At 74.9% G+C, this 18418-nt stretch carries 22 protein-coding genes; 12 read left to right on the top strand and 10 right to left on the bottom strand.

Going from position 1 to position 18418, the window contains the following annotated elements:
- Position 1: 1 nt before the first annotated feature.
- Positions 2 to 670, bottom strand: coding sequence for a response regulator transcription factor (locus NFU81_RS09175; protein ID WP_251487219.1), 669 nt, complete (start codon positions 668 to 670; stop codon positions 2 to 4).
- Positions 671 to 812: 142 nt separating this feature from the next.
- Between NFU81_RS09175 and NFU81_RS09170 the strand changes: the two genes are divergently transcribed.
- From NFU81_RS09170 to NFU81_RS09150, 5 genes are all read left to right on the top strand, one after another.
- Positions 813 to 1370: a hypothetical protein gene (locus NFU81_RS09170; protein ID WP_251487216.1), complete on the top strand. Its 558-nt coding sequence runs from the start codon at positions 813 to 815 to the stop codon at positions 1368 to 1370.
- A gap of 84 nt (positions 1371 to 1454) precedes the next feature.
- Positions 1455 to 2042: a TetR/AcrR family transcriptional regulator gene (locus NFU81_RS09165; protein WP_251487212.1), complete on the top strand. Its 588-nt coding sequence runs from the start codon at positions 1455 to 1457 to the stop codon at positions 2040 to 2042.
- Positions 2043 to 2117: 75 nt separating this feature from the next.
- A complete protein-coding gene (locus NFU81_RS09160) occupies positions 2118 to 2705 on the top strand; it encodes a DUF4865 family protein (RefSeq protein ID WP_251487208.1) in 588 nt (195 codons plus the stop codon).
- Entirely contained in the window at positions 2705 to 3097 is a 393-nt protein-coding gene (locus NFU81_RS09155; protein ID WP_251487206.1) for a carboxymuconolactone decarboxylase family protein, read from the top strand. The genes NFU81_RS09160 and NFU81_RS09155 overlap by 1 nt, the downstream gene beginning before the upstream one ends.
- A complete protein-coding gene (locus NFU81_RS09150) occupies positions 3094 to 4026 on the top strand; it encodes a phosphotriesterase family protein (protein WP_251487203.1) in 933 nt (310 codons plus the stop codon). The genes NFU81_RS09155 and NFU81_RS09150 overlap by 4 nt, the downstream gene beginning before the upstream one ends.
- A 216-nt stretch (positions 4027 to 4242) precedes the next feature.
- Here the strand turns inward: NFU81_RS09150 and NFU81_RS09145 are convergent, their stop codons facing one another.
- The 3 genes from NFU81_RS09145 to NFU81_RS09135 all read right to left on the bottom strand — a co-directional run bounded on the left by NFU81_RS09145 (position 4243) and on the right by NFU81_RS09135 (position 8202).
- A complete protein-coding gene (locus tag NFU81_RS09145; protein ID WP_251487200.1) occupies positions 4243 to 4941 on the bottom strand; it encodes an alpha/beta fold hydrolase in 699 nt (232 codons plus the stop codon).
- 71 nt (positions 4942 to 5012) lie between these two features.
- Positions 5013 to 7247: a serine/threonine-protein kinase gene (locus tag NFU81_RS09140; protein WP_251487196.1), complete on the bottom strand. Its 2235-nt coding sequence runs from the start codon at positions 7245 to 7247 to the stop codon at positions 5013 to 5015.
- A 91-nt stretch (positions 7248 to 7338) separates the two neighbouring features.
- Positions 7339 to 8202, bottom strand: a complete 864-nt coding sequence (locus tag NFU81_RS09135; protein ID WP_251487193.1) for an oxygenase MpaB family protein — start codon at positions 8200 to 8202, stop codon at positions 7339 to 7341.
- A 149-nt stretch (positions 8203 to 8351) separates the two neighbouring features.
- On the opposite strand from NFU81_RS09135, the gene dhaK reads away from it, so the two are divergent.
- The 3 genes from dhaK (at position 8352) to NFU81_RS09120 (ending at position 10511) form a co-directional block, all read left to right on the top strand.
- Positions 8352 to 9344 (top strand): dihydroxyacetone kinase subunit DhaK, encoded by a 993-nt coding sequence (gene dhaK / locus NFU81_RS09130; RefSeq protein ID WP_251487190.1) that lies wholly within the window; start codon positions 8352 to 8354, stop codon positions 9342 to 9344.
- A 103-nt stretch (positions 9345 to 9447) separates the two neighbouring features.
- Positions 9448 to 10110, top strand: coding sequence for a dihydroxyacetone kinase subunit DhaL (dhaL, locus tag NFU81_RS09125; RefSeq protein WP_251487187.1), 663 nt, complete (start codon positions 9448 to 9450; stop codon positions 10108 to 10110).
- A complete protein-coding gene (locus NFU81_RS09120; RefSeq protein ID WP_251487184.1) occupies positions 10107 to 10511 on the top strand; it encodes a PTS-dependent dihydroxyacetone kinase phosphotransferase subunit DhaM in 405 nt (134 codons plus the stop codon). The genes dhaL and NFU81_RS09120 overlap by 4 nt, the downstream gene beginning before the upstream one ends.
- A gap of 45 nt (positions 10512 to 10556) precedes the next feature.
- Here the strand turns inward: NFU81_RS09120 and NFU81_RS09115 are convergent, their stop codons facing one another.
- The 3 genes from NFU81_RS09115 to NFU81_RS09105 all read right to left on the bottom strand — a co-directional run bounded on the left by NFU81_RS09115 (position 10557) and on the right by NFU81_RS09105 (position 11712).
- Positions 10557 to 10820: a hypothetical protein gene (locus NFU81_RS09115; protein ID WP_251487180.1), complete on the bottom strand. Its 264-nt coding sequence runs from the start codon at positions 10818 to 10820 to the stop codon at positions 10557 to 10559.
- Positions 10821 to 10867: 47 nt separating this feature from the next.
- Entirely contained in the window at positions 10868 to 11119 is a 252-nt protein-coding gene (locus tag NFU81_RS09110) for a hypothetical protein (protein WP_251487178.1), read from the bottom strand.
- Between the two features lie 83 nt (positions 11120 to 11202).
- Complete coding sequence (locus NFU81_RS09105; protein ID WP_251487175.1) at positions 11203 to 11712, bottom strand: NUDIX hydrolase; 510 nt, start codon at positions 11710 to 11712, stop codon at positions 11203 to 11205.
- 203 nt (positions 11713 to 11915) lie between these two features.
- Here NFU81_RS09105 and NFU81_RS09100 point away from each other — a divergent pair, with 203 nt between their 5' ends.
- A complete protein-coding gene (locus NFU81_RS09100; protein WP_251487172.1) occupies positions 11916 to 12995 on the top strand; it encodes an O-antigen ligase family protein in 1080 nt (359 codons plus the stop codon).
- Positions 12996 to 13034: 39 nt separating this feature from the next.
- On the opposite strand, the gene NFU81_RS09095 is transcribed toward NFU81_RS09100, so the two are convergent.
- Together NFU81_RS09095 and NFU81_RS09090 are read right to left on the bottom strand one after the other, a co-directional pair.
- A complete protein-coding gene (locus NFU81_RS09095) occupies positions 13035 to 13577 on the bottom strand; it encodes a hypothetical protein (RefSeq protein ID WP_251487169.1) in 543 nt (180 codons plus the stop codon).
- Positions 13578 to 13622: 45 nt separating this feature from the next.
- On the bottom strand, positions 13623 to 14402 hold the full coding sequence (locus NFU81_RS09090) for a glutamate racemase (protein ID WP_251487166.1): 780 nt from the start codon (positions 14400 to 14402) through the stop codon (positions 13623 to 13625).
- 77 nt (positions 14403 to 14479) lie between these two features.
- On the opposite strand from NFU81_RS09090, the gene NFU81_RS09085 reads away from it, so the two are divergent.
- Entirely contained in the window at positions 14480 to 15664 is a 1185-nt protein-coding gene (locus NFU81_RS09085) for a glycosyltransferase (RefSeq protein ID WP_251487354.1), read from the top strand.
- Between the two features lie 31 nt (positions 15665 to 15695).
- On the opposite strand, the gene NFU81_RS09080 is transcribed toward NFU81_RS09085, so the two are convergent.
- Positions 15696 to 16733 carry a Tellurium resistance gene (locus tag NFU81_RS09080; RefSeq protein WP_251487163.1) on the bottom strand — a complete coding sequence of 346 codons (1038 nt, stop codon included), beginning with the start codon at positions 16731 to 16733 and terminating at the stop codon, positions 15696 to 15698.
- 195 nt (positions 16734 to 16928) lie between these two features.
- Here NFU81_RS09080 and NFU81_RS09075 point away from each other — a divergent pair, with 195 nt between their 5' ends.
- Both NFU81_RS09075 and NFU81_RS09070 read left to right on the top strand, forming a co-directional pair.
- Complete coding sequence (locus NFU81_RS09075) at positions 16929 to 17492, top strand: DUF6643 family protein (protein ID WP_251487161.1); 564 nt, start codon at positions 16929 to 16931, stop codon at positions 17490 to 17492.
- 30 nt (positions 17493 to 17522) lie between these two features.
- A complete protein-coding gene (locus NFU81_RS09070; protein WP_251487157.1) occupies positions 17523 to 18350 on the top strand; it encodes an MOSC domain-containing protein in 828 nt (275 codons plus the stop codon).
- Positions 18351 to 18418 lie beyond the last annotated feature (68 nt).

The following is an 18418-nucleotide window of genomic DNA, read 5'->3' as shown; positions in this document are numbered from 1 at the left end:
CTCAGGCCTCCAGCCGGTATCCGGCGCCGCGCACGGTGCTCAGCGTCGTACGGCCGAACGGCTTGTCGATCTTGCGGCGCAGGGCGCTGATGTAGACCTCGACGACGTTGGAGTCGCCGTCGTAGGCGAAGTCCCAGGCCCTGGCGAGCAGTTCGGACTTGGGCACCACCTCGCCCGCGCGCCGGGCCAGGCAGTGCAGGATCGCGAACTCCTTGGGCGTCAGGGCGATCAGCACATCGCCCCTGCTGCACCGCAGCCCCGCCGGGTCGACCCGCAGGTCGCCCACCGACAGCACCGCGGGCCGCTCCCGCAGCCCGCGCCTGACCAGCGCCCGCAGCCGGGCGAGCAGCACCACGTAGGAGAACGGCTTGGTCAGGTAGTCGTCGGCGCCGGTGTCCAGCGCCTCGGCCTCGTCGTACTCGCCGTCCATCGCGGTGAGCATCAGGATCGGCGTCCACACGCCGGCCTCGCGCAGCCGGGCGCAGACCTCGTAGCCGTTCAGCTCCGGCAGCATCACGTCGAGCACGATCACGTCGTACGGCTGCTCGGTGGCCATCCACAGCCCCTCGCGGCCGTCGTGGGCGAGGTCGACCGCGAAGCCCTCCCTGGTCAGGCCGTCGCTGAGCAGTTCCGCGAGCCTGCGTTCGTCTTCCACCACGAGTATGCGCACGCGGCCAGCGTGCAGGGCCGTACCTAAGGCGAACATGAAGATCATCTGTCGGGTCCTCAGGTCCGCTTCAGCCGTCCGCGGCGAGGCTGCTCGGTGCCGGATCGACCGATCGCGGCGAACCTTCCACAGGAGTGACCAGACCATGGACAAGAAGAGGATCCTCGCGGGGATCGCGCTCACCGCCGGGCTCGGCCTGACCGGCGTGGCGACGGCGCCGGTCAGCGGGGCCGCGACCGCGCAGTCCGCGACCGCAGGGGCGGCCCACGCGAAGCCCGCCAAGGCGGCGCCCGGCCACAAGGGCGGCGGGCCGAAGGTCGTCTGCGTGATCCGGATCGAGGGGCACGGCGGCAAGGGCGGCGGCAAGACCGGGCTGCCCCCGCTGCCGCCGCTGCCCCCGCTGACCGGGAAGCCGGGGAAGGCGGGGCAGCCGGGCAAGGGGACCGCCGGGAAGATCACGGTGAAGGTCGTGAACGGCAAGGTCTACATCAACGGCAAGCCCGCGCCCAAGGGTTCGGTCGTCCCCAAGGGCGGGTGCCCGCCGCTGCCGCCGCTGCCGCCCAAGGGCGGCAAGGCGGGCGGGGGCGTCGTGATCGTCCAGGGCGGTGAGGGCGGCCTGGTCACCCACGGCGCCCCGGGTGCGGGCGCGGGCGAGGCGGGCCTGACGACATCGGGCGCGTCCAACTCCGCCGTGCTCGGCTGACGTTCGGCCACCTCCGGAGCGGCCCGCGTGCGTACGGCACGGGGGCGGGCCGCTCCGGACTCGCCGGTTTCTGTACCTACTAGTATGTACACTACCGTCATGGAGACATCGGAACGCCTGATCGAGAGCGCCAGGGAACTGCTCTGGGAGCGCGGCTACGTCGGCACCAGCCCCAAGGCCATCCAGGAGCGGGCGGGCGCGGGGCAGGGCAGCATGTACCACCACTTCCGCGGCAAGCCCGACCTCGCGGTGGCGGCGATGCGGCGCAGCGCTGAGCAGCTGCGCGCGCAGGCCGAGGCGCAACTGGCCGGCGGCCGCACCGCGCAGGAGAAGGCCGCCGCCTATCTGCTGCGGGAACGCGACGCGCTGCGCGGCTGCCGGGTCGGGCGGATGGCCATGGACCCGGACGTCATCGCCAGCGAGCAGTTGCGGGAGCCGGTCCAGGAGACCTTCGACTGGCTGACCGGCCGCCTCGCGGGGATCGTCGCCGACGGGGTGGCGAGCGGCGAACTGCGCCCGGGCCTCGACCCGGACGACACCGCCGCCGCGATCGTCGCCGTCGTCCAGGGCGGTTACGTCCTGGCCCGCGCCGCCGGCTCGCAGGAGCCCTTCGACCGGGCGGTACGCGGCGCGGTCGCGCTGCTGGCCGCGCAGGCCGCGCCCGATGCCTGAACTGCCCGAGATGCCTGGGCCTTTTCCGACGTCCCGGCCGTACGCCCGTCACATCTCCGTGGGGAGCCAGCACCCGTGCACGCGATGAACTACCGCATCACCCTGCCCGCCGACTACGACATGAAGATCATCCGCCACCGGGTGGCCACCAGGGGACACCTGCTGGACGGCTTCCCCGGGCTCGGTCTGAAGGCGTATCTGATCCGGGAGCGGGGGGTGGACGGCTCCCCGGTCAACCAGTACGCGCCCTTCTACCTGTGGAACTCCGCCGAGGGCATGAACAGCTTCCTGTGGGGACCCGGATTCCACGGCCTCGTCGAGGACTTCGGGCGCCCGGTCGTGGAGCACTGGACGGGACTCGGCTTCTTCCGCGGCCCGTCCTTCGGCGCCCTCCCGCGGGCCGCGGCCCGGCGCTCCGAGCCGATCGCCGCCGGCGAGGACCCGGCCGCCGCGATCACCCGCGCACTGGACGAGCTGGCCGGCAGCGCCGACCGGCCCGGGCTGCACTCGGCCGCGCTGCTGGTCGACCCGCGGCACTGGGAGCTGCTGCGCTTCACGCTGTGGCAGGACGCGGCGCCCGAGGTGCCGGGCGAGGACCGCCACGAGGTACTGCACCTTTCGCAGCCGGAAGTCGACGACATCAGAACGGGACGGCAGTGGTGATGCAGAAGGCGACGGTGGACCGCGAGGCGGGCTACCGGCTGATGGGCGAACTCGCAGGGCCCGAGACCGTCGAGGGCACGCTCGGCAGGCTCGAAGCGCTCGCCCCCGGCTTCCCCGACTGGATAGTGACCAGCCTCTTCGGCGGCACGTACCAGCGCGAGGGCCTCGCGCTGCGGGACCGGCAGATCGCCACGCTGGCGGCACTCACCGCGCTCGGCGGGGTGGAGCCCCAACTGGACGACCACGTGCGCAACAGCCTGCGGATCGGCGTCGAGGCCCGGGAGATCGTCGAGGTGATGGTGCATCTGGCGCCGTACGTCGGATTGCCGAAGGCTCTGGCCGGCCTGCGGGTCGCGGCCGCGGTGCTGGGTGAGCGGGAGGAGCAGGCATGACCGCGGTCCGTACGGTGCTCGGCGACATCGAGCCCGCCGCGCTCGGGGTGTGCGACGCCCACGACCACCTGTTCCTGACCAGCCCCGCGATGCCCGGGCCGCAGCTCGACGACCCGGCAGAGGCGACGGAACGCGTCGCCGGCTTCCGCGCTCTCGGCGGCGAGGCGCTGGCACAGTGGACCCCGTTCGGGATGGGGCGCAGGCCCGCGGAGGCGGTCGCGGTCTCACGTGCCACGGGGGTGCACGTGATCGCCGCGACCGGCCTCCACCAGGCGGTGCACTACGACGCCGAGGTCCTGGGGCGGCTGCGCCGCGGCGACGGCCTGGCGGCCTTCTTCACCGCGGAGCTGACCGAGGGGATGATCGCGGGCGACGGCCCCGGCGGTGCGCGGACCGCCGCCAGGGCCGGGATGATCAAGGTCGCCGGGATGTTCCACGGCCTCGACGACCACACCCGCTGGGTCATGGCGGCGGCGGCGCAGGCGCATCACGCCACCGGGGCGCCGATCGGCGTCCACCACGAGATGGGGACGGCCGCGGTCGACGTGCTCGGACTGCTGCACGGTGAACTCGGGGTGCCGGCCCGCAGCGTACTGCTCGGGCACCTCAACCGGTTCCCCGACGCCGGGGTGCACCGGGAGCTGGCCGCCGCGGGGGCGTACCTCGCCTTCGACGGGCCGAGCAGGGCGCATCACGCGACGGATGCGTGGCTGGTCGACAGCCTTGTCGCCCTCGCGGCGGCGGGTCACACCGACCAGTTGCTGCTCGGCGCCGACACGACGTCCCCCGGCGGGGGGCCTGGGGCCGGCTACCTCCTGCGCACCTTGCGGCCCCGCCTCATCCACGAACTCGGCTCCGCCGCTGCCGAATCCGTCTTCCGCGCCAACCCTGCCGGTGCGCTGGCCGCGCCCTGGCCTGTGGTGAGCTGACCGCGCGGTTCCCCGCGCCCCTGGGTGACTGCCCCTTGCGGTGGGCTCGCATCCTCCGGCGCGTCGTGGCTTGACGCGCGGTTCCCCGCGCCCCTGGGGGGGGTTGCCCTCTGCGCAGAGGGTGAGCGTTTTCAGGGGCTCGGGGAGCTGCGAGCCCGGTCGCCCACCGGGCGAAAGATGGCAGGCCGCCCGCAAGGGGCAGCCCCCGGCAGGGGGCTAGGCCGGCTGGAGGAAGGCGCGGACTTCGGCGAGGTAGTCCGAGGGGCGCGTGTCGTGGATCATGTGGCCCGCCTCGATCGTGGTGAGGCGGGCGTCCGGGATGCGTTCGGCCACCAGCGCCAGCTGGTCCTGGCGGAGGTGGCTGAGCGGGCCGCCGGCGATGATCAGCGTCCGCGCGGTGATCTCCGCGAGCCCGTCCCAATGCCGCGCGGCCGGCGCATTGCGCTGCCGGGCCACCTCGGCGACGACCCGCCAGTCGTAGCTCACGGGTTCGGGGCCGGGTCCCGAGACCTCGGGGCGGGGCGGGTCGGCGGGGAAGGGCAGCGGACCCTCCTCCAGGACCAGCCGGTCCACCAGCTCCGGCCGGTCCATCGCGACCAGCGACGCGACGACCGTGCCGAGCGAGTGCGCCACCACCGTGACCCGGCGGACGCCCATCGCGTCGAGCAGCCCGAAGACGTCGTCCCGCATCGCCTCGAACGCGTAGTCGCCCGGGTGGTCGCTGTCGCCGTGGCCGCGCAGGTCGGGCGCGATGGTGCGCCAGCCGTCCGCGGCGAGCGCGCCGCCGACCGCCGACCACGACCCGCGGTCCTCGCCGAGCGCGTGCAGGAGCAGCAGCGGCGGACCGTCGGCAGGCCCGGCCAGTTCGCAGACCAGCCGCACCCCGTGGACCTGGTATTCCCGCACCTCGTTCATGTCGGCGACAGTAGTGCGCACCCCGGCGCCGGGGCACGGCTGTTCGCGCTCGGCCCAACCGGGCCGCGGCGTCACAGGCGTTGCGGCCCGTTCTGCTGCTGGGCGGCGACCCGGTCGTAGAGGATCTGCGCCTCCGCGCTGCGGCCGAGCTGCTCCAGGCACTGCGCCTCGTCGTTGCGGCTGGTCAGGGTGTCGGGATGGGCGGGTCCCAGCACCTGCTCGCGGGCGTCGGCGACCTCGTGGTAGACGGTGAGCGCCCCGGACCAGCGGCCCAGCCAGCCGAGGCCGACGGCGATCTCCCGCTTGCTGACCAGCGTGTCGGGGTGCACGTGGCCGAGGACCCGTTCGCGTACGGCGGCCACGTCGCGGGCCTCGGCGAGCGCCCGCTCCCAGTGGCCCAGCCGGCCGAGGTTGACGCCGAGCGCGTGCCGGGCGCGCAGCGTCTCGGCGTCGGTGGAGCCCGCGGTCCTGGTCCTGGCCTCGACCAGGTTCTCGTAGAGCGTCAGCGCCTCCGCGCTCCGGCCCAGGCGGCCCAGGCAGATGCCGATCTCGTAGTCCACCGCGAGGGTGTCGGGATGGCCGGGGCCGAGGACCCGGGTCCTGACGGCGGCCACGTCGCGGTAGACGTCGAGCGCCTCGGCCCAGCGGCGGGACGCGCCGAGCAGGTGGCCCACCTCGAAGCGGGTGACGAGGGTCTGCGGGTGCTCCGCGCCGAGCACCCTGGTGCGCGCCTCGGCGACCTCCACCGCCATGGTGTGCGCCTCCGCCGTACGGCCCAGCCGGCCGAGGTTGAAGGCCAGGTTGTGCTTGCACTGGAGGGTGTCGGGGTGGTCGGGTCCCGTGGTGCGGACCCGGGCGGCGAGCACTTCCGCGTACTCCTGGTGCGCCTCCAGGTGCCGGCCGAGCAGGCCGAGGGCGTAGGCCGCCTCGTGCCGGGCGGCCAGCGTGTCGGGGTGGTCGGGGCCGAGCACCCGGGCGCGGGTCTCGCCGACGTAGGCGTAGAGCTGGAGCGCCTCCTCCGTACGGCCGAGCCCGGTCAGGCAGTACGCGGCCTCGTAGCGGCTGGCGAGGGTGTCGGGGTGCTCGGTGCCCTGGGCGTGGTCGCGGGCGGCGGCCACCGCGGTGTGCAGGTCGTAGGCCTGGCGCCAGTTCCCGACCCGGGCCAGGTCGATGCCCTCGGCGTGCCGGTCGGCCAGTTCGGTGAGCACGCCGGGGCGCGGTCCCGCCTGCAGGGCGCGGGTGGACCAGGCGCCGGTCAGCTCGTGGCGCGGCGCGTTGACGGTGTGCCGGGAGCGGGTGGAGGCCGCCGCGCTGCCCGTGGTCAACTGCCGTGCCCAGCCGGGCAGTTCAGCGGTGCCGCGGGCCGGCCCAGGACCCGCTCCGGTGTGCGGGCTGCCCGTGCCGGCCCGCAGCGCCTTGAGCCGGCCGCCGACGTCGGCGGCGTCCTGCGGGCGGTCGTCCGGGGCCTTGGCGAGCAGGTCGAGGATCAGGCGCTCCAGGTCCACCGGCAGTTCGGGGCGCGTGGCGCGCGGCGGCTCCGGCACGTTGTCGCGGTGGCCGACCAGGATCGCCCAGGTGTCGCCGAGGTCGAACGGCGGCGCCCCGGTGGCGAGTTCGTAGAGCACGCAGCCCAGGGAGTACAGGTCGCTGCGGTGGTCGACCTCACCCGACGCGCCGATCTGCTCGGGCGACATGTAGTGCGGGGTGCCCATGGCCACGCCGGTGCCGGTCAGCCGGGAGGTGAAGCCGATGTCGTGGCCGAGCCTGGCGATGCCGAAGTCGCAGATCTTCACCGCACCGTCGCTGAGCCTGATGATGTTGGCCGGTTTCAGGTCCCGGTGGACGATGCCCTGGGCGTGGGTGTACGCGAGCGCGTCGGCGACCTGCTCGGCGATGTCGATGATGTCGGGAACGGGCAGCGGGTGCCGGCGGGCGTCGTCCAGCACCTGGAGCAGGTTGCGGCCGTCGAGCAGTTCCATCACCAGGTAGAGCACGCCGTCGTGCTCGCCGAAGTCGTGGACGACGGTGACGCCGCGGTGCTGGAGCGCCGCCGCGACCCTGGCCTCGCGGCGGAAGCGCTCCTGCAGGATGCGGGTGAACCCGGCGTCCCTGGCCTGGCCCGCGGGCTTGAGGCACTTCACCGCGACCCTGCGGCCCAGCGACTCGTCGAGGGCACGCCAGACCTCGCCCATGCCGCCGCGCCCGATCAGCTCGTGCAGCCGGTAGCGGCCCTGGATGAGGGTGCTGTGCTCCGCTTCCTCCGCGCCGCCCGGTCCCTGGTGGTTCCCGTGATGTCCCGCCGCCATCGCGTGCCGCCCCCGTGGTCTTCGGTGCTTCCCCGCCACCAGTATGGCCGCGCGGGGCGGCGCACGGCACCTCGCATCAGGGCATAACGCCTCAGCTCGGCGCCTGCGGCCGGCGCAGCCGGTGCGCGGAGGGGCGGCTTCCTGGGCCGAGCCGGTCCATGGCCCCCAGGATGTGCCCGGGCGGCAGCTTCCAGCGCAGCCGCTCGGGCACGGCGCGAAGCACCCGGCCGGCCGTACGCAGCCGCCGGTCTGCCGCGGCCCGCGAGGGCGCCGGCCGGCCGTACAGCTCGTGCGCCCACGGCGGCAGCGCGGCCCTGGCGGTGCCGGCCACCGCCTGCCACACCGCGAGCCGGGCCGGCAGCAGCGGCCAGGGCACCGGCGGCGCCTTGAGGAACCGGGTGACCTCGTCCGACTCGGGGGTGGCCGCCAGCTGCGGCCGTACGGTGTCGAAGTAGCGGGCCAGCTCCCCGGTGCCGGCCGGGACGCCTGCGGGGTCGAGGCCGACCAGCCGGGCCGCCTCGCGCTGCTCGTCCACGTAGGCGTCGGCCTGCGCGTCGGTCAGCGGGTAGCCGGATCGGCGGGCGACCTGCAGGTACGAGTCGATCTCGGCGCAGTGCACCCACAGCAGCAGAGCGGGGTCGTCGACGCCGTAGCGCTCTCCGGTGTCGGGGTCGGTCGCCCCGAGCCTGCGGTGGATGCCGCGGACCCTGCCGCCGGCCTTCTCCGCGGCCGCGGTGGTGCCGTAGGTGATCGTGCCGACGAAGGACGCCGTCCGCAGCAGCCGCCCCCAGGCGTCCCGCCGGAAGTCGGAGTTCTGCACGACGCCGCGGACCGCCTGCGGGTGCAGGGCCTGGAGGTACAGCGCCCTGATGCCGGCCACCCACATCACCGGGTCGGCGTGCACCTGCCAGGTCACCGAATCGGGTCCGAACAGCCCCGGGTCAGCCTCGCGCATCGCGGCCTCCTTCTGCGGCCCACGGTAACGGCGCGGGGGCACCCCGCGGGACAGGGCCTCAGGACCCCGTTCCTGCCCCACGTGGTGCCCGCTCGGCGCCGAAAACGTAGTCTGGAGATCTCCATAAGTCCTGCGGACGGGAGTAGCCGATGAAGATGCTGATCAACGTCGCCGAGAACGTCGTCGCCGATGCGCTGCGCGGTTTCGCCGCCGCACATCCCGAGCTGACCGTCGATATCGAGCGCCGCGTGATCGTACGGCGTGGCGCCCCCTACGAGGGCAAGGTCGGGCTGGTCTCCGGCGGAGGGTCGGGGCACGAGCCGCTGCACGGCGGTTTCGTCGGCAAGGGCATGCTGGACGCGGCCTGCCCCGGTGAGGTCTTCACCTCCCCGGTGCCCGACCAGATGGTACGGGCGGCCGCCGCCGTCGACAGCGGCGCCGGGGTGCTCTTCATCGTGAAGAACTACACCGGTGACGTGCTGAACTTCCAGATGGCCGCCGAGCTGGCCGAGGACGAGGGCGTGCAGGTCGTCAGCGTCCTGGTGGACGACGACGTGGCCGTGACCGACAGCCTCTACACCGCCGGCCGGCGCGGTACGGGCGCGACGCTCTTCGTCGAGAAGATCGCCGGCGCCGCCGCGGAGGAGGGGGCTCCCCTCGACCGGGTGGCGGCACTGGCCCGGCAGGTCAACTCGGCGTCCAGGAGCTTCGGGGTGGCGCTCAGCGCGTGCAGCACCCCGGCCAAGGGCGGCCCGACCTTCGACCTGCCCGACGGCGAGCTGGAGCTGGGCGTCGGCATCCACGGCGAACCGGGCCGGGAGCGGCGGGCCATGATGACCTCGGGCGAGATCGCCGACGTCACCGTCGAGGCGGTGGTCTCCGACCTCAACCCGGACGGCCCCGTGCTGGTCCTGGTCAACGGCATGGGCGCGACCCCGCTGCTGGAGCTGTACGGGTTCAACGCCGAGGTCCAGCGGGCGCTGGCCGAGCGGCGCATACCCGTGGCCCGCACACTGGTCGGCAACTACGTGACGTCGCTGGACATGGCGGGTGCGTCGGTGACGATCTGCCAGGTCGACGAGGAGCTGCTGCGGCTGTGGGACGCCCCGGTCTCGACCCCCGGCCTGCGCTGGGGCTGCTGACTCCGGCCGCCGGCGGCCCACCCGGGCCGCCGGCGCACCGGCACCTATCCCGTACCACCGGCGAATATCCCGTACCACCGGCGAGAGGACCGCGCGAACCGCGATGAACGCAACCCCCGACCCCGAGGCGCCGGTCGATGCGGCCTTCCTGCGCCGCTGGCTGGACACGGCCGCCTCCGTGATGGAACGCGAGGCGTCCCGGCTGACCGAGCTGGACTCCCCCATCGGCGACGCCGACCACGGTACGAACATGCGGCGCGGCTTCCTGGCCGCGCGCACGGCGGTCGAGCAGGAGCCGCCGCAGACTCCCGGCGGTGTGCTGGTGCTCGTCGGGCGCACCCTGATCAGCACGGTCGGCGGCGCCTCGGGGCCGCTGTACGGCACGCTGCTGCGGCGGGCGGGCAAGGACCTCGGCGAGGAGCAGGCGGTGCCGGCCGCCCGGCTGCGCGACGGGCTGCGCGCCGGGGTCGACGGTGTGGCGGCGCTGGGCGGCGCCGTGCCGGGCGACAAGACCATGCTGGACGCGCTGCTGCCGGCCCTGGACGCGCTGACCGGCGCGCTGGACGCGGGCGGCGGGGCGGCGGACGCGCTCGCGGCGGCGGCTGCCGCGGCCGACGAGGGCGCGAAGGCGACCATCCCGCTGCGGGCGCGCAAGGGCCGGGCGAGCTATCTGGGTGAGCGCAGCATCGGCCACCAGGACCCCGGGGCCACCTCGTCGGCGCTGCTGATCGCGGCGCTGGCCGACACCGCCCGGGAGGACGGATGAGCGGCCCGCTGGTCGGTGTGGTGCTGGTCTCGCACAGCGCCCAGGTGGCCACCGCGGTCGCGGACCTCGCGGCGGGGCTGACCGGGGGCGGCGGCGACGTGCCGGTGGCCCCGGCGGGCGGCGGCCCGGACGGCGGGCTCGGCACCAGCTCCGACCTGATCGCCGCGGCGGCCCGTTCGGTGGACCGCGGCGCGGGTGTGGCGGTGCTGGCGGACCTGGGCAGCGCCGTCCTCACCGTCAAGGCGCTGCTGGCCGACGACGAACTGCCCTCGGGGGCACGGCTGGTGGACGCGCCTTTCCTCGAGGGCGCGGTCGCCGCGGTGGTCACCGCCTCGACCGGCGCCGACCTGGACGCGGTCGCGGCGGCGGCGGCGGACGCGTACACCTACCGCAAGACCTGACCCGCCGGTCCCCTCCGCGGGGAGGGGACCGGCGTGCCCGGCCGCTCAGCGCCCGTAGACCAGCAGGGTGCGCACCATGCGGCAGGTGGTGTCGGACGGCTCGTGGACGCCGATCCGCTCCGCGGTGTCGCGGATCCGCCGGTTGCCGGCCTGGCCCGGCTCGTAGATTCCGGCGTCGAGCAGGGCTATGACCAGGCGCATGGTCTTCAGCCGCCGGTTGTGCGCGACGTACCAGGCGCGCGGACGACCTGCGGGCAACGGCTTCCTGGGGAGTGGGGACTTCGGCGCGGACAGTACGGCAACAGCCATCGGCATCCTCCTGCGGCGTCGGCCGACCCTGACGAACACTGTCCATTTTACTGCCAGGCACTGACAAAGTCCGCTGGCCAGACGGTATTTGACGAACGTGCGTACGACCCGTTCCGCGGTCGGCCGGCGACCGCGCCGGCACCACCGCCCGCGCCCGCGGCGTCGGCCGCCGCGATCTCCTCGTCGGTCATCGGCAGCCCGTGCGGGTCGGCCGGCGCGCCGTCGAGCCTCCTGACGAACAGGCAGCCGGCCACGCCCAGCGCGAGCACCCCCACCGAGACCAGCAGCGTCGGCCCCATGGCGTCGACGAAGCCGTGGCCGAAGACCGCGCCCGCGGCGTCCTGGATGCGGGGCGGGGCCGTCGGCCCGGCCCCGCGCCGGGTCAGGGCGCCCGGTAGCCGCGGTCGGCGAGCCCGGGGGCGGGGGCGGGGGCGAACCAGGTGGGGTCGTCGCGCAGCGCCAGCTCGATCCGGCCGCGGGCGATCGGGCCGAGCGGCGGCAGCTCGTCCGGCGCGAACCAGCGCACGTCGAGCGACTCGTCGTCGTTGACCCGGGCCTCGCCGCCGACCGCGCGGCAGCGCAGCACGATGTCGACGTACTGCGCTCGGTCGCCGTTGCCGTAGACCACGGGCTCGTTGGTGAAGACGCTCAGCACCCGCTCCACGATCGCCGCGACGCCGGTCTCCTCGTCGATCTCCCGCACGGCCGCCTCGGCGGGCTGCTCGCCGGGGTCGGGGATACCGCTGATCAGCGCCCACCTGCCGGTGTCGGCCCGGCGGTTGAGCAGCACCCGGCCGCGGTCGTCGAACACCACCATCACCACCCCCGGCATGAACAGCAGCGTGTCGCCCGCCTTGGCGCGGATGTCCAGGATGAATTGCGGAGTCGCCATGCCCAGAGCCTACGAGACACCAGGTGAACGCCACATCCGCACCAGGTTTCCCACCGACGACATCGTTGCCGCACAAGTGCCCGCACAACTGTCCACAGCGGCGCGATCAGCCGTTACGGTGGCCCGACAGGTAACGCCCACGCGGGGAACGCGGGTGTGACGGGACCCGTCGCAGCCGCGTGGCGTCAGGGGGTAACGGGGGCATGGACACGACGGCCGGCGACACGCCGGGCGCCACTCACGCGGGCCGCAGCGACGGCCCGCCGCGGGACAAGGACGCCGCACGGCGGGACAGCGGCGGGGCCGTCGACGCGGTCGGCATCGTGGTGCTGGTCTGCTGTGCCGTCTGGGCGCTGATCGCCGCCGCCGGACGGCCGGCCCGCCCCGAGGGCACGCTGCTCGCGCTGCTCGCCGTCACCGCGGGCTACGCGCTCGGCCGCATCCTGGGCGCGCTGCTGCCGGTGCTGGCGCCGGCCGCCGCGGCCGCCGCCGTCCTGGCCCTGGTGCTCATCCCGCCGACCCGGCTGTCGGCCCACCCCGACGCGCCGCCGCTGGGCTATCCGAACGCCGACGCCGCGCTGCTGGTGCTGGCCGTCGGCGCGGCCTGCTGCGCCGCCTGGGCCGCCCGGGGCAGAGCCCGGCGGGCCGCGCTGGCCTGCGTGGGCGCCGGCGCGGCGGTGGCGGCACTCGCGCTCGGCTCCGCGGCCGGCTTCGCGGCGGGCGTCGCGATCGTCCTGTGCTCGCTGGCCGCGGCCCGGATGCGGCGCCGCCTGCTGGGGCTGACCGGCTTCGCACTGGCCGCGGCACTCGTGGTCGGCGGCAGTTGCGCGGTGGCGGTGGACGCGCTGCCGTCCGGCCTGTCGGAGTCCCTCACCGGCCAGCTCACCCAGCCCCGGGTGGAGCTGTGGCACCAGGCGGTCGACCTCGCCGAGCAGCACCCGCTGCGGGGCGTCGGCCCGGAGCGCTTCGCCGACGAGGCCGCCGCGACGGCCGGGCCTGACCTCGCCCCGAGCGCGGAGTCCCCGCAGTCCGCCCCGCTCCAGCTCGCCGCCGAGCAGGGTGTCCCGGGCGCCGTGCTGCTGGCCGCCGCCTTCGCCTGGCTGCTCACCGCCCTGTGGCGCTCCCCGCGCCCGACCCCGGTGGTCCTGACCGCCGCCGCGTCCCTCACCGGCCTGGCCATGCTCGCCACCGTGGACCACGTGCTGAGCTACGCCGTGGTGACAGCCGGCGCCGGTTTCCTGTCCGGCATCGCCACGGCCCGCCCGTTCCCGCCGCCCGGCTGAGCGCCGGGGGCGCCGCTCAGCGGCGTACGGCTCCGCCTGTCACAGCGGCAGTGTCCTGGACCGCAGGTGCAACCACTCGCCGATCGCCTGCACCGCCCCTTCGGGGTCGTCCACCGTGACGGTGAACCGGTGCCCGGCTCCGAGGTCGATGATGATGCCGGGGCCGCGGCGCACGATGACGCCCGTGCCCTTCTCCGGGCGCCAGCGGTAGCCCCAGCCGCCCCAGCTGCGCGGGCTGATCAGCGGCACCAGCCTGGCACCGCTGACGTCGGCGAGCGGAATACGCCGGCGCGGCACCCCGATGTGGCCGCAGCGGACCTCGACGCAGTCCCGGTCGACCTGGACCTTGACATGTGTGAAGGCGACCGTGCCGAAGATGATCAGCAGCCCGACCGCGAGGCACCCCACCACCGACATCACCAGCGGTACGGGATCCGTGGTCGCGGGCTGGTCAACGGCCAGCTCGATGCCCAGCGCGAGGCAGGCCGCGCCCGCGCAGGCCAGGACCCACTGCATGCGGTTGCTGGCGCGGCCCGTCCACACCTGGGGCGCGACGGACTCCGGTCGGGGAGCGTGCGTCATGCTCGAAGCGTACTCATTCGGCACGCATCGGGCAGCCCTGTGACGTCAGGCCGTGGCGGGTGTCACGGCCAGCGCCGCGCCCTCCAGGTAGGCCGCAGCGACGGCGGGCAGGGCGGCGCTGCGGCCGTTGAGCAGCACCTCGAGCCCGCCCAGGGCACCGCCGGCGGCGGCCGCCGGCTCCGCCGCCTGGCCGATCCTGCGCAGCGCCTGCGCGGCGACGGCGTCGGCGGAGCCGAACATCAGCGCCCCCGGCACGGCCGCCGCGATCCGGTCGGTGACCAGTTCGTAGTGCGTGCAGCCGAGCACGACCGCGCGTACGCCCACCGGGGTCAGCCCGGCCGCCGCGGCGACCGCGGCGGCCACCGCTGCGGTGTCGCCGGCGTCCACGGCGTCCGCGAGCCCGGGGCACGGCACCTCGGTGACCTCCGCGCCGCCGCCGAACTCGGCGATCAGCGCGCGCTGGTAGGCGCTGCCCGTGGTGGCGGGCGTCGCCCAGATGGCGACCGCACCGCCGCCCGCCGCTGCGGGCTTGATCGCGGGCACCGTGCCGATCACCGGCAGCGCCGGTTCCAGCGCGGCCCGTACCGCCGCCAGCGCGTGCACCGACGCGGTGTTGCAGGCCACGATCAGCGCGTCGGGGCGGTGTTCGGCCGCCGCCAGCGCGCACTGCAGAGCGCGGTCGCTGACGTCCTGCGCGGTCCTTGGCCCCCAGGGCATGCCCTCGGGGTCGCACGACAGCACGAGGTCGGCGTCCGGGCGCATCCGCCGTACGGCCGCGGCGGCGGCCAGCAGCCCGATACCGGAGTCCACAAGTGCGATCTTCACGCCCTCACCCTATGCGGCGCTGCGACCGTGCCGCCGCCCGGCACCCGGAGTGCGGCAGACTGCCGCGGGTGACGGTGATGACGGTGATCGCGGGGCTGTCCCTGCTGGTGTGGATGTGGCTGCTGCTGGGGCAGGGCTTCTTCTGGCGCACGGACGTACGGCTGCCCCGGCACCCGGCCGAGCCCTCCGAGTGGCCCGCGGTCGCCGTCGTGGTGCCCGCGCGCGACGAGGCCGCGGTGCTCGGGCTGAGCCTGCCCTCGCTGCTGGCGCAGGAGTACCCGGGCCGGGCCGAGGTCTTCCTGGTCGACGACGGCAGCACCGACGGCACCGGGGACACCGCCCGCGAACTGGCGGCGGACCGCGGCGGGCTGCCGCTGACCGTCTCCTCCCCCGGCGAGCCGCCGCCGGGCTGGACCGGCAAGCTGTGGGCCGTACGCCACGGGATCGCGCTGGCGCGCGAGCGCACCGGGGCGGAGTACCTGCTGCTCACCGACGCCGACATCGCGCACCGGCCCGACAGCCTGCGCGCGCTGGTCGCCGCGGCGGACGGCGCGGACCTCGACATGGTGTCGCAGATGGCCAGGCTGCGGGTCGAGACCGGGTGGGAGCGGCTGATCGTCCCGGCGTTCGTCTACTTCTTCGCGCAGCTCTACCCCTTCCGCTGGATCAACCGCCGGCGGGGTCGCACCGCGGCGGCGGCCGGCGGCTGCGTCCTCATCCGCGCGTCGGCCGTCGACGCGGCCGGCGTCCCGGACAGCATCCGGCAGTCCGTCATCGACGACGTGGCCCTCGCACGCGCGGTACGGCGCTCGGGCGGCCGGATCTGGCTCGGCCTCGCCGACCGCGTCGACAGCATCCGCCCCTACCCGCACCTGGGCGAGCTGTGGCGGATGGTCTCGCGCAGCGCCTACGCCCAGCTCCGGCACAGCCCGGCCCTGCTGGGCGGGACGGTGGCCGGCCTCGCGCTGATCTACCTCGTCCCGCCGGCCGCGGCGATCGGCGGCGCCGCGGCCGGGGCGTGGCCGCTGTGCGCGCTGGGCGCGGCGGCCTGGGCGGTCATGACGGCCACGTACCTGCCGATGCTGCGCTACTACGGCCAGCGGCGGTGGCTCGCCCCCACGCTCCCGTACACCGCCGCGCTGTACCTGCTCATGACCATCGACTCCGCCGTCCAGCACTACCGAGGCCGAGGCGCGGCCTGGAAGGGCCGCACCTACTCCCGCCCGACCCCCACGCAGCCCTCGGAGGGTTCGCCGCAGTGAGGCAGTGCGGGCGCACACGGACCGGTGCGGGTCAGGACGTGGCCGGAGTCCACACCAGGCCCCAGCCGTACGCGTAGTCGACGGTCCGCTGGGGGCTGACGCCCCGCCGGACGGCGAGGTGGCGGGCCTCGCGCCGGACGCGCAGGGCGTCCCCCTCCCGGGTCAGGAGCAGCAGCGCGCAGGCGGTGGACTCGAACCCGCCGGGCGGATCGAGCCCGAAGTCCTGCGCGGGTCCGTGGTCGGGCCGCACCGTGACCGTGCCGCGGACGTCCGCGAAGCTGCGCCCGGCACCACGCAGCGTGAGGAAGACCAGGACCCGCCGGAAGCGCTCCGCGTGGTCGAGGTTGACGGTGAGCCGGTCGCCGTCGAGCCTGACGTACGGCGGCAGCCGCAGCGCACCGGCGGCACCCCCGAGCGGCTGCACCACCCCCTTGCGCCCGTCGGCCAGTTCGAAGAGCGCGCACAGGTCGACACCGTCCCCGCCGTCGCCCTCCGCGCCGAAGGCGATGCGCAGCAGCCCGGGTCCCGCGCACGTTCCGGCGGCGGGCAGCACCACGCGCGGGGCCGGCGCGGGGCGGGGCTTGGCCGGGAGGAGGGGCGCGGCATGGGCGACGGCCCGCAGCCGCCACCGCTCGCCCGCGGCGTCGCGGTAGCACTCCCCGACGACCAGCATCCGCCCGCCGGTGACACCTCCGCAGTCGAGCCGTACCGGGTCGGCCCCGTCGACCAGTGCGCGCAGCCGCAGTCCCGGGATGCGGCCGAGCGGCCCGCCCTCGGCACGTATCACCACGAGTACCGCGGTGACCGCTCTTTCGAGTGACGCGAGATCGAGGACGAGGGTGTCGAGGACCGCGTCGTCCTCCCCGGCCGCCCGCGCGTGGGTGACCGCCCCCGACACGTGCCCGGGCACGTCCGCGTCGACCAGGTCGCCGGCGCCGCGGGGCGCCCCGCCGGCGAGCAGCAGCGCGCACATGTCGGCCCGCGGAATGCCGGGACCGGTCCCCCGTCCGAACTCCAACCGGACTTCGGCGGTCGGCAACCGGACACTCTCCCCCTTGCGCAGCAGCATGCCGCCCCCTCCGCCGGTGCGTCACGGGTCCCCGGTAACCCCCTGGACGCACGCCTTTTACCTGATCACACCATGACGTGCTGACCGGTTTCCGGTGATTCGCTCATATTGGGGACTTGGTGCCACTCCCCGCCCATCAAACAACCCTCTAATCGGTCTCCCCAACGACCACATCGTGGGCTTAACTTATGGCTCATGACCACCCCCCGCGGTTCGTACGGTGGCGGCTACGGCAGCTACTACCCTTCGTCCTCGTCCTTCCCCGACACCCCGATCTACGACAGCCTCGTGGCAGAGCGCGGCACCCCGCAGATCGCCCCGATCCGCGTACCGTCGCCGTACTCCGGCTACGACACGGGACTGGCGGGCGGGTACAGCGGCGGAAGCAACCTCCCGGCGCTGCCCGCGGCGCTGCCCGCGCTTCCGTCGGGACCGTCCTCGCCGTCGTACCAGCAGCCGCAGCCCGCGCCGCCCGGCGGCTACCCGGGCGCGGGCTACCAGCAGCCGCCCGCGGCCTACATCCCGCAGCAGGCGCCGCAGCGCGGCTACGCCGCCAACGGCTACCAGAACCAGAACCCCAACGGGAACGGGAACGGCTACCAGGGGATGCCGCAGCAGCCCTCGCCCAGCGGCTACGAGGCGGCCCGGCCGGTGCCGCCGCGCCCCGTACCGCCGCGGCAGGCGCCCGGCGGGCACCCCGAGGAGCAGTACCCGCGGCGCAACCTCGGCCAGGGCGGCGGAGGCTACTACCAGGGCTGATCATCACCGGCGGGCTGGCAGGATGGTGTGGTGACCACACCCCGCCTCAGCGCGCTGCACATCTACCCCGTCAAGTCGCTGCGCGCTGTCGGCATGCAGGAGGCGGTCGTGGAGCCGTGGGGGCTCGCGGGGGACCGCCGCTGGATGCTGGTCGACGCCGGTAGCGACTCCGCGCTGACCCAGCGGGAACACCCGCGTCTGACGCTGCTCGCCGCACTGCCCGTGGGGGGTGGCGGCCTGCGGCTGGCCGCGCCCGGACTGCCGCCGCTCACCGTCGTGCCGCCCACCGCGGGGCCGCTGCGGACGGTGCGGCTCTTCGCGGGCAAGATCGACGTGCTCCCGGCGGGCGACGAGGCCGACGCGTGGTTCTCCGGCTTCCTCGGCACACCGGTACGCCTGGTGCACCTGGACGACCCGGCGGTACGGCGGCCGATCGACCCGCGGTACGCGCGGCCCGGGGAGACCGTCAGCCTCGCCGACGGCTATCCGCTGCTGGTCACCACGACCGCCTCACTCGACGCGCTCAACGCGCTGATCGCCGCGGGCGACCGGGCCGAGGAGGGGCCGCTGCCGATGAACCGCTTCCGGCCGAACGTGGTGATCGACGGCACCGCTCCCTGGGCCGAGGACGGCTGGCGGCGGGTGCGGATCGGCGAGGTCGCCTTCCGGGTGCCCAAGCCCTGCGGTCGCTGCGTGGTCACCACCACCGACCAGGGCAGCGGCGCCCGCGGCAAGGAGCCGCTGCGCACGCTGGCCCGGCACCGCAGGGTCGGTTCGAAGGTGCTCTTCGGCCAGAATCTGATACCCGAGCACTCCGGAACCCTGCGCATCGGCGATGCGTTGACCACACTGGAGTAACGCGTCGATGCGTCCTGCCCGCGGCCCCTGCGGGATGCGAGTTCACACGCATGAGTCGCGCCGTTTGC

It is taken from the genome of Actinacidiphila cocklensis, from assembly GCF_907177275.1.
Lineage (GTDB): Bacteria > Actinomycetota > Actinomycetes > Streptomycetales > Streptomycetaceae > Actinacidiphila > Actinacidiphila cocklensis.
The sequence above is the reverse complement of the archived record's forward strand: the minus strand, read 5'-3'. Positions and strand labels throughout refer to the sequence as shown.

Bases quoted from the DNA above. Each gene is read 5' to 3' on its own strand.
- NFU81_RS09170 (WP_251487216.1), top strand. From the start codon at position 813: ATGGACAAGAAGAGGATCCTCGCGGGGATCGCGCTCACCGCCGGGCTC.
- NFU81_RS09165 (WP_251487212.1), top strand. From the start codon at position 1,455: ATGTACACTACCGTCATGGAGACATCGGAACGCCTGATCGAGAGCGCC.
- NFU81_RS09155 (WP_251487206.1), top strand. From the start codon at position 2,705: ATGCAGAAGGCGACGGTGGACCGCGAGGCGGGCTACCGGCTGATGGGC.
- NFU81_RS09150 (WP_251487203.1), top strand. From the start codon at position 3,094: ATGACCGCGGTCCGTACGGTGCTCGGCGACATCGAGCCCGCCGCGCTC.
- NFU81_RS09145 (WP_251487200.1), bottom strand. From the start codon at position 4,941: ATGAACGAGGTGCGGGAATACCAGGTCCACGGGGTGCGGCTGGTCTGC.
- NFU81_RS09140 (WP_251487196.1), bottom strand. From the start codon at position 7,247: ATGGCGGCGGGACATCACGGGAACCACCAGGGACCGGGCGGCGCGGAG.
- NFU81_RS09135 (WP_251487193.1), bottom strand. From the start codon at position 8,202: ATGCGCGAGGCTGACCCGGGGCTGTTCGGACCCGATTCGGTGACCTGG.
- dhaK (WP_251487190.1), top strand. From the start codon at position 8,352: ATGAAGATGCTGATCAACGTCGCCGAGAACGTCGTCGCCGATGCGCTG.
- dhaL (WP_251487187.1), top strand. From the start codon at position 9,448: ATGAACGCAACCCCCGACCCCGAGGCGCCGGTCGATGCGGCCTTCCTG.
- NFU81_RS09120 (WP_251487184.1), top strand. From the start codon at position 10,107: ATGAGCGGCCCGCTGGTCGGTGTGGTGCTGGTCTCGCACAGCGCCCAG.
- NFU81_RS09115 (WP_251487180.1), bottom strand. From the start codon at position 10,820: ATGGCTGTTGCCGTACTGTCCGCGCCGAAGTCCCCACTCCCCAGGAAG.
- NFU81_RS09110 (WP_251487178.1), bottom strand. From the start codon at position 11,119: ATGGGGCCGACGCTGCTGGTCTCGGTGGGGGTGCTCGCGCTGGGCGTG.
- NFU81_RS09105 (WP_251487175.1), bottom strand. From the start codon at position 11,712: ATGGCGACTCCGCAATTCATCCTGGACATCCGCGCCAAGGCGGGCGAC.
- NFU81_RS09100 (WP_251487172.1), top strand. From the start codon at position 11,916: ATGGACACGACGGCCGGCGACACGCCGGGCGCCACTCACGCGGGCCGC.
- NFU81_RS09095 (WP_251487169.1), bottom strand. From the start codon at position 13,577: ATGACGCACGCTCCCCGACCGGAGTCCGTCGCGCCCCAGGTGTGGACG.
- NFU81_RS09085 (WP_251487354.1), top strand. From the start codon at position 14,480: ATGACGGTGATCGCGGGGCTGTCCCTGCTGGTGTGGATGTGGCTGCTG.
- NFU81_RS09080 (WP_251487163.1), bottom strand. From the start codon at position 16,733: ATGCTGCTGCGCAAGGGGGAGAGTGTCCGGTTGCCGACCGCCGAAGTC.
- NFU81_RS09075 (WP_251487161.1), top strand. From the start codon at position 16,929: ATGACCACCCCCCGCGGTTCGTACGGTGGCGGCTACGGCAGCTACTAC.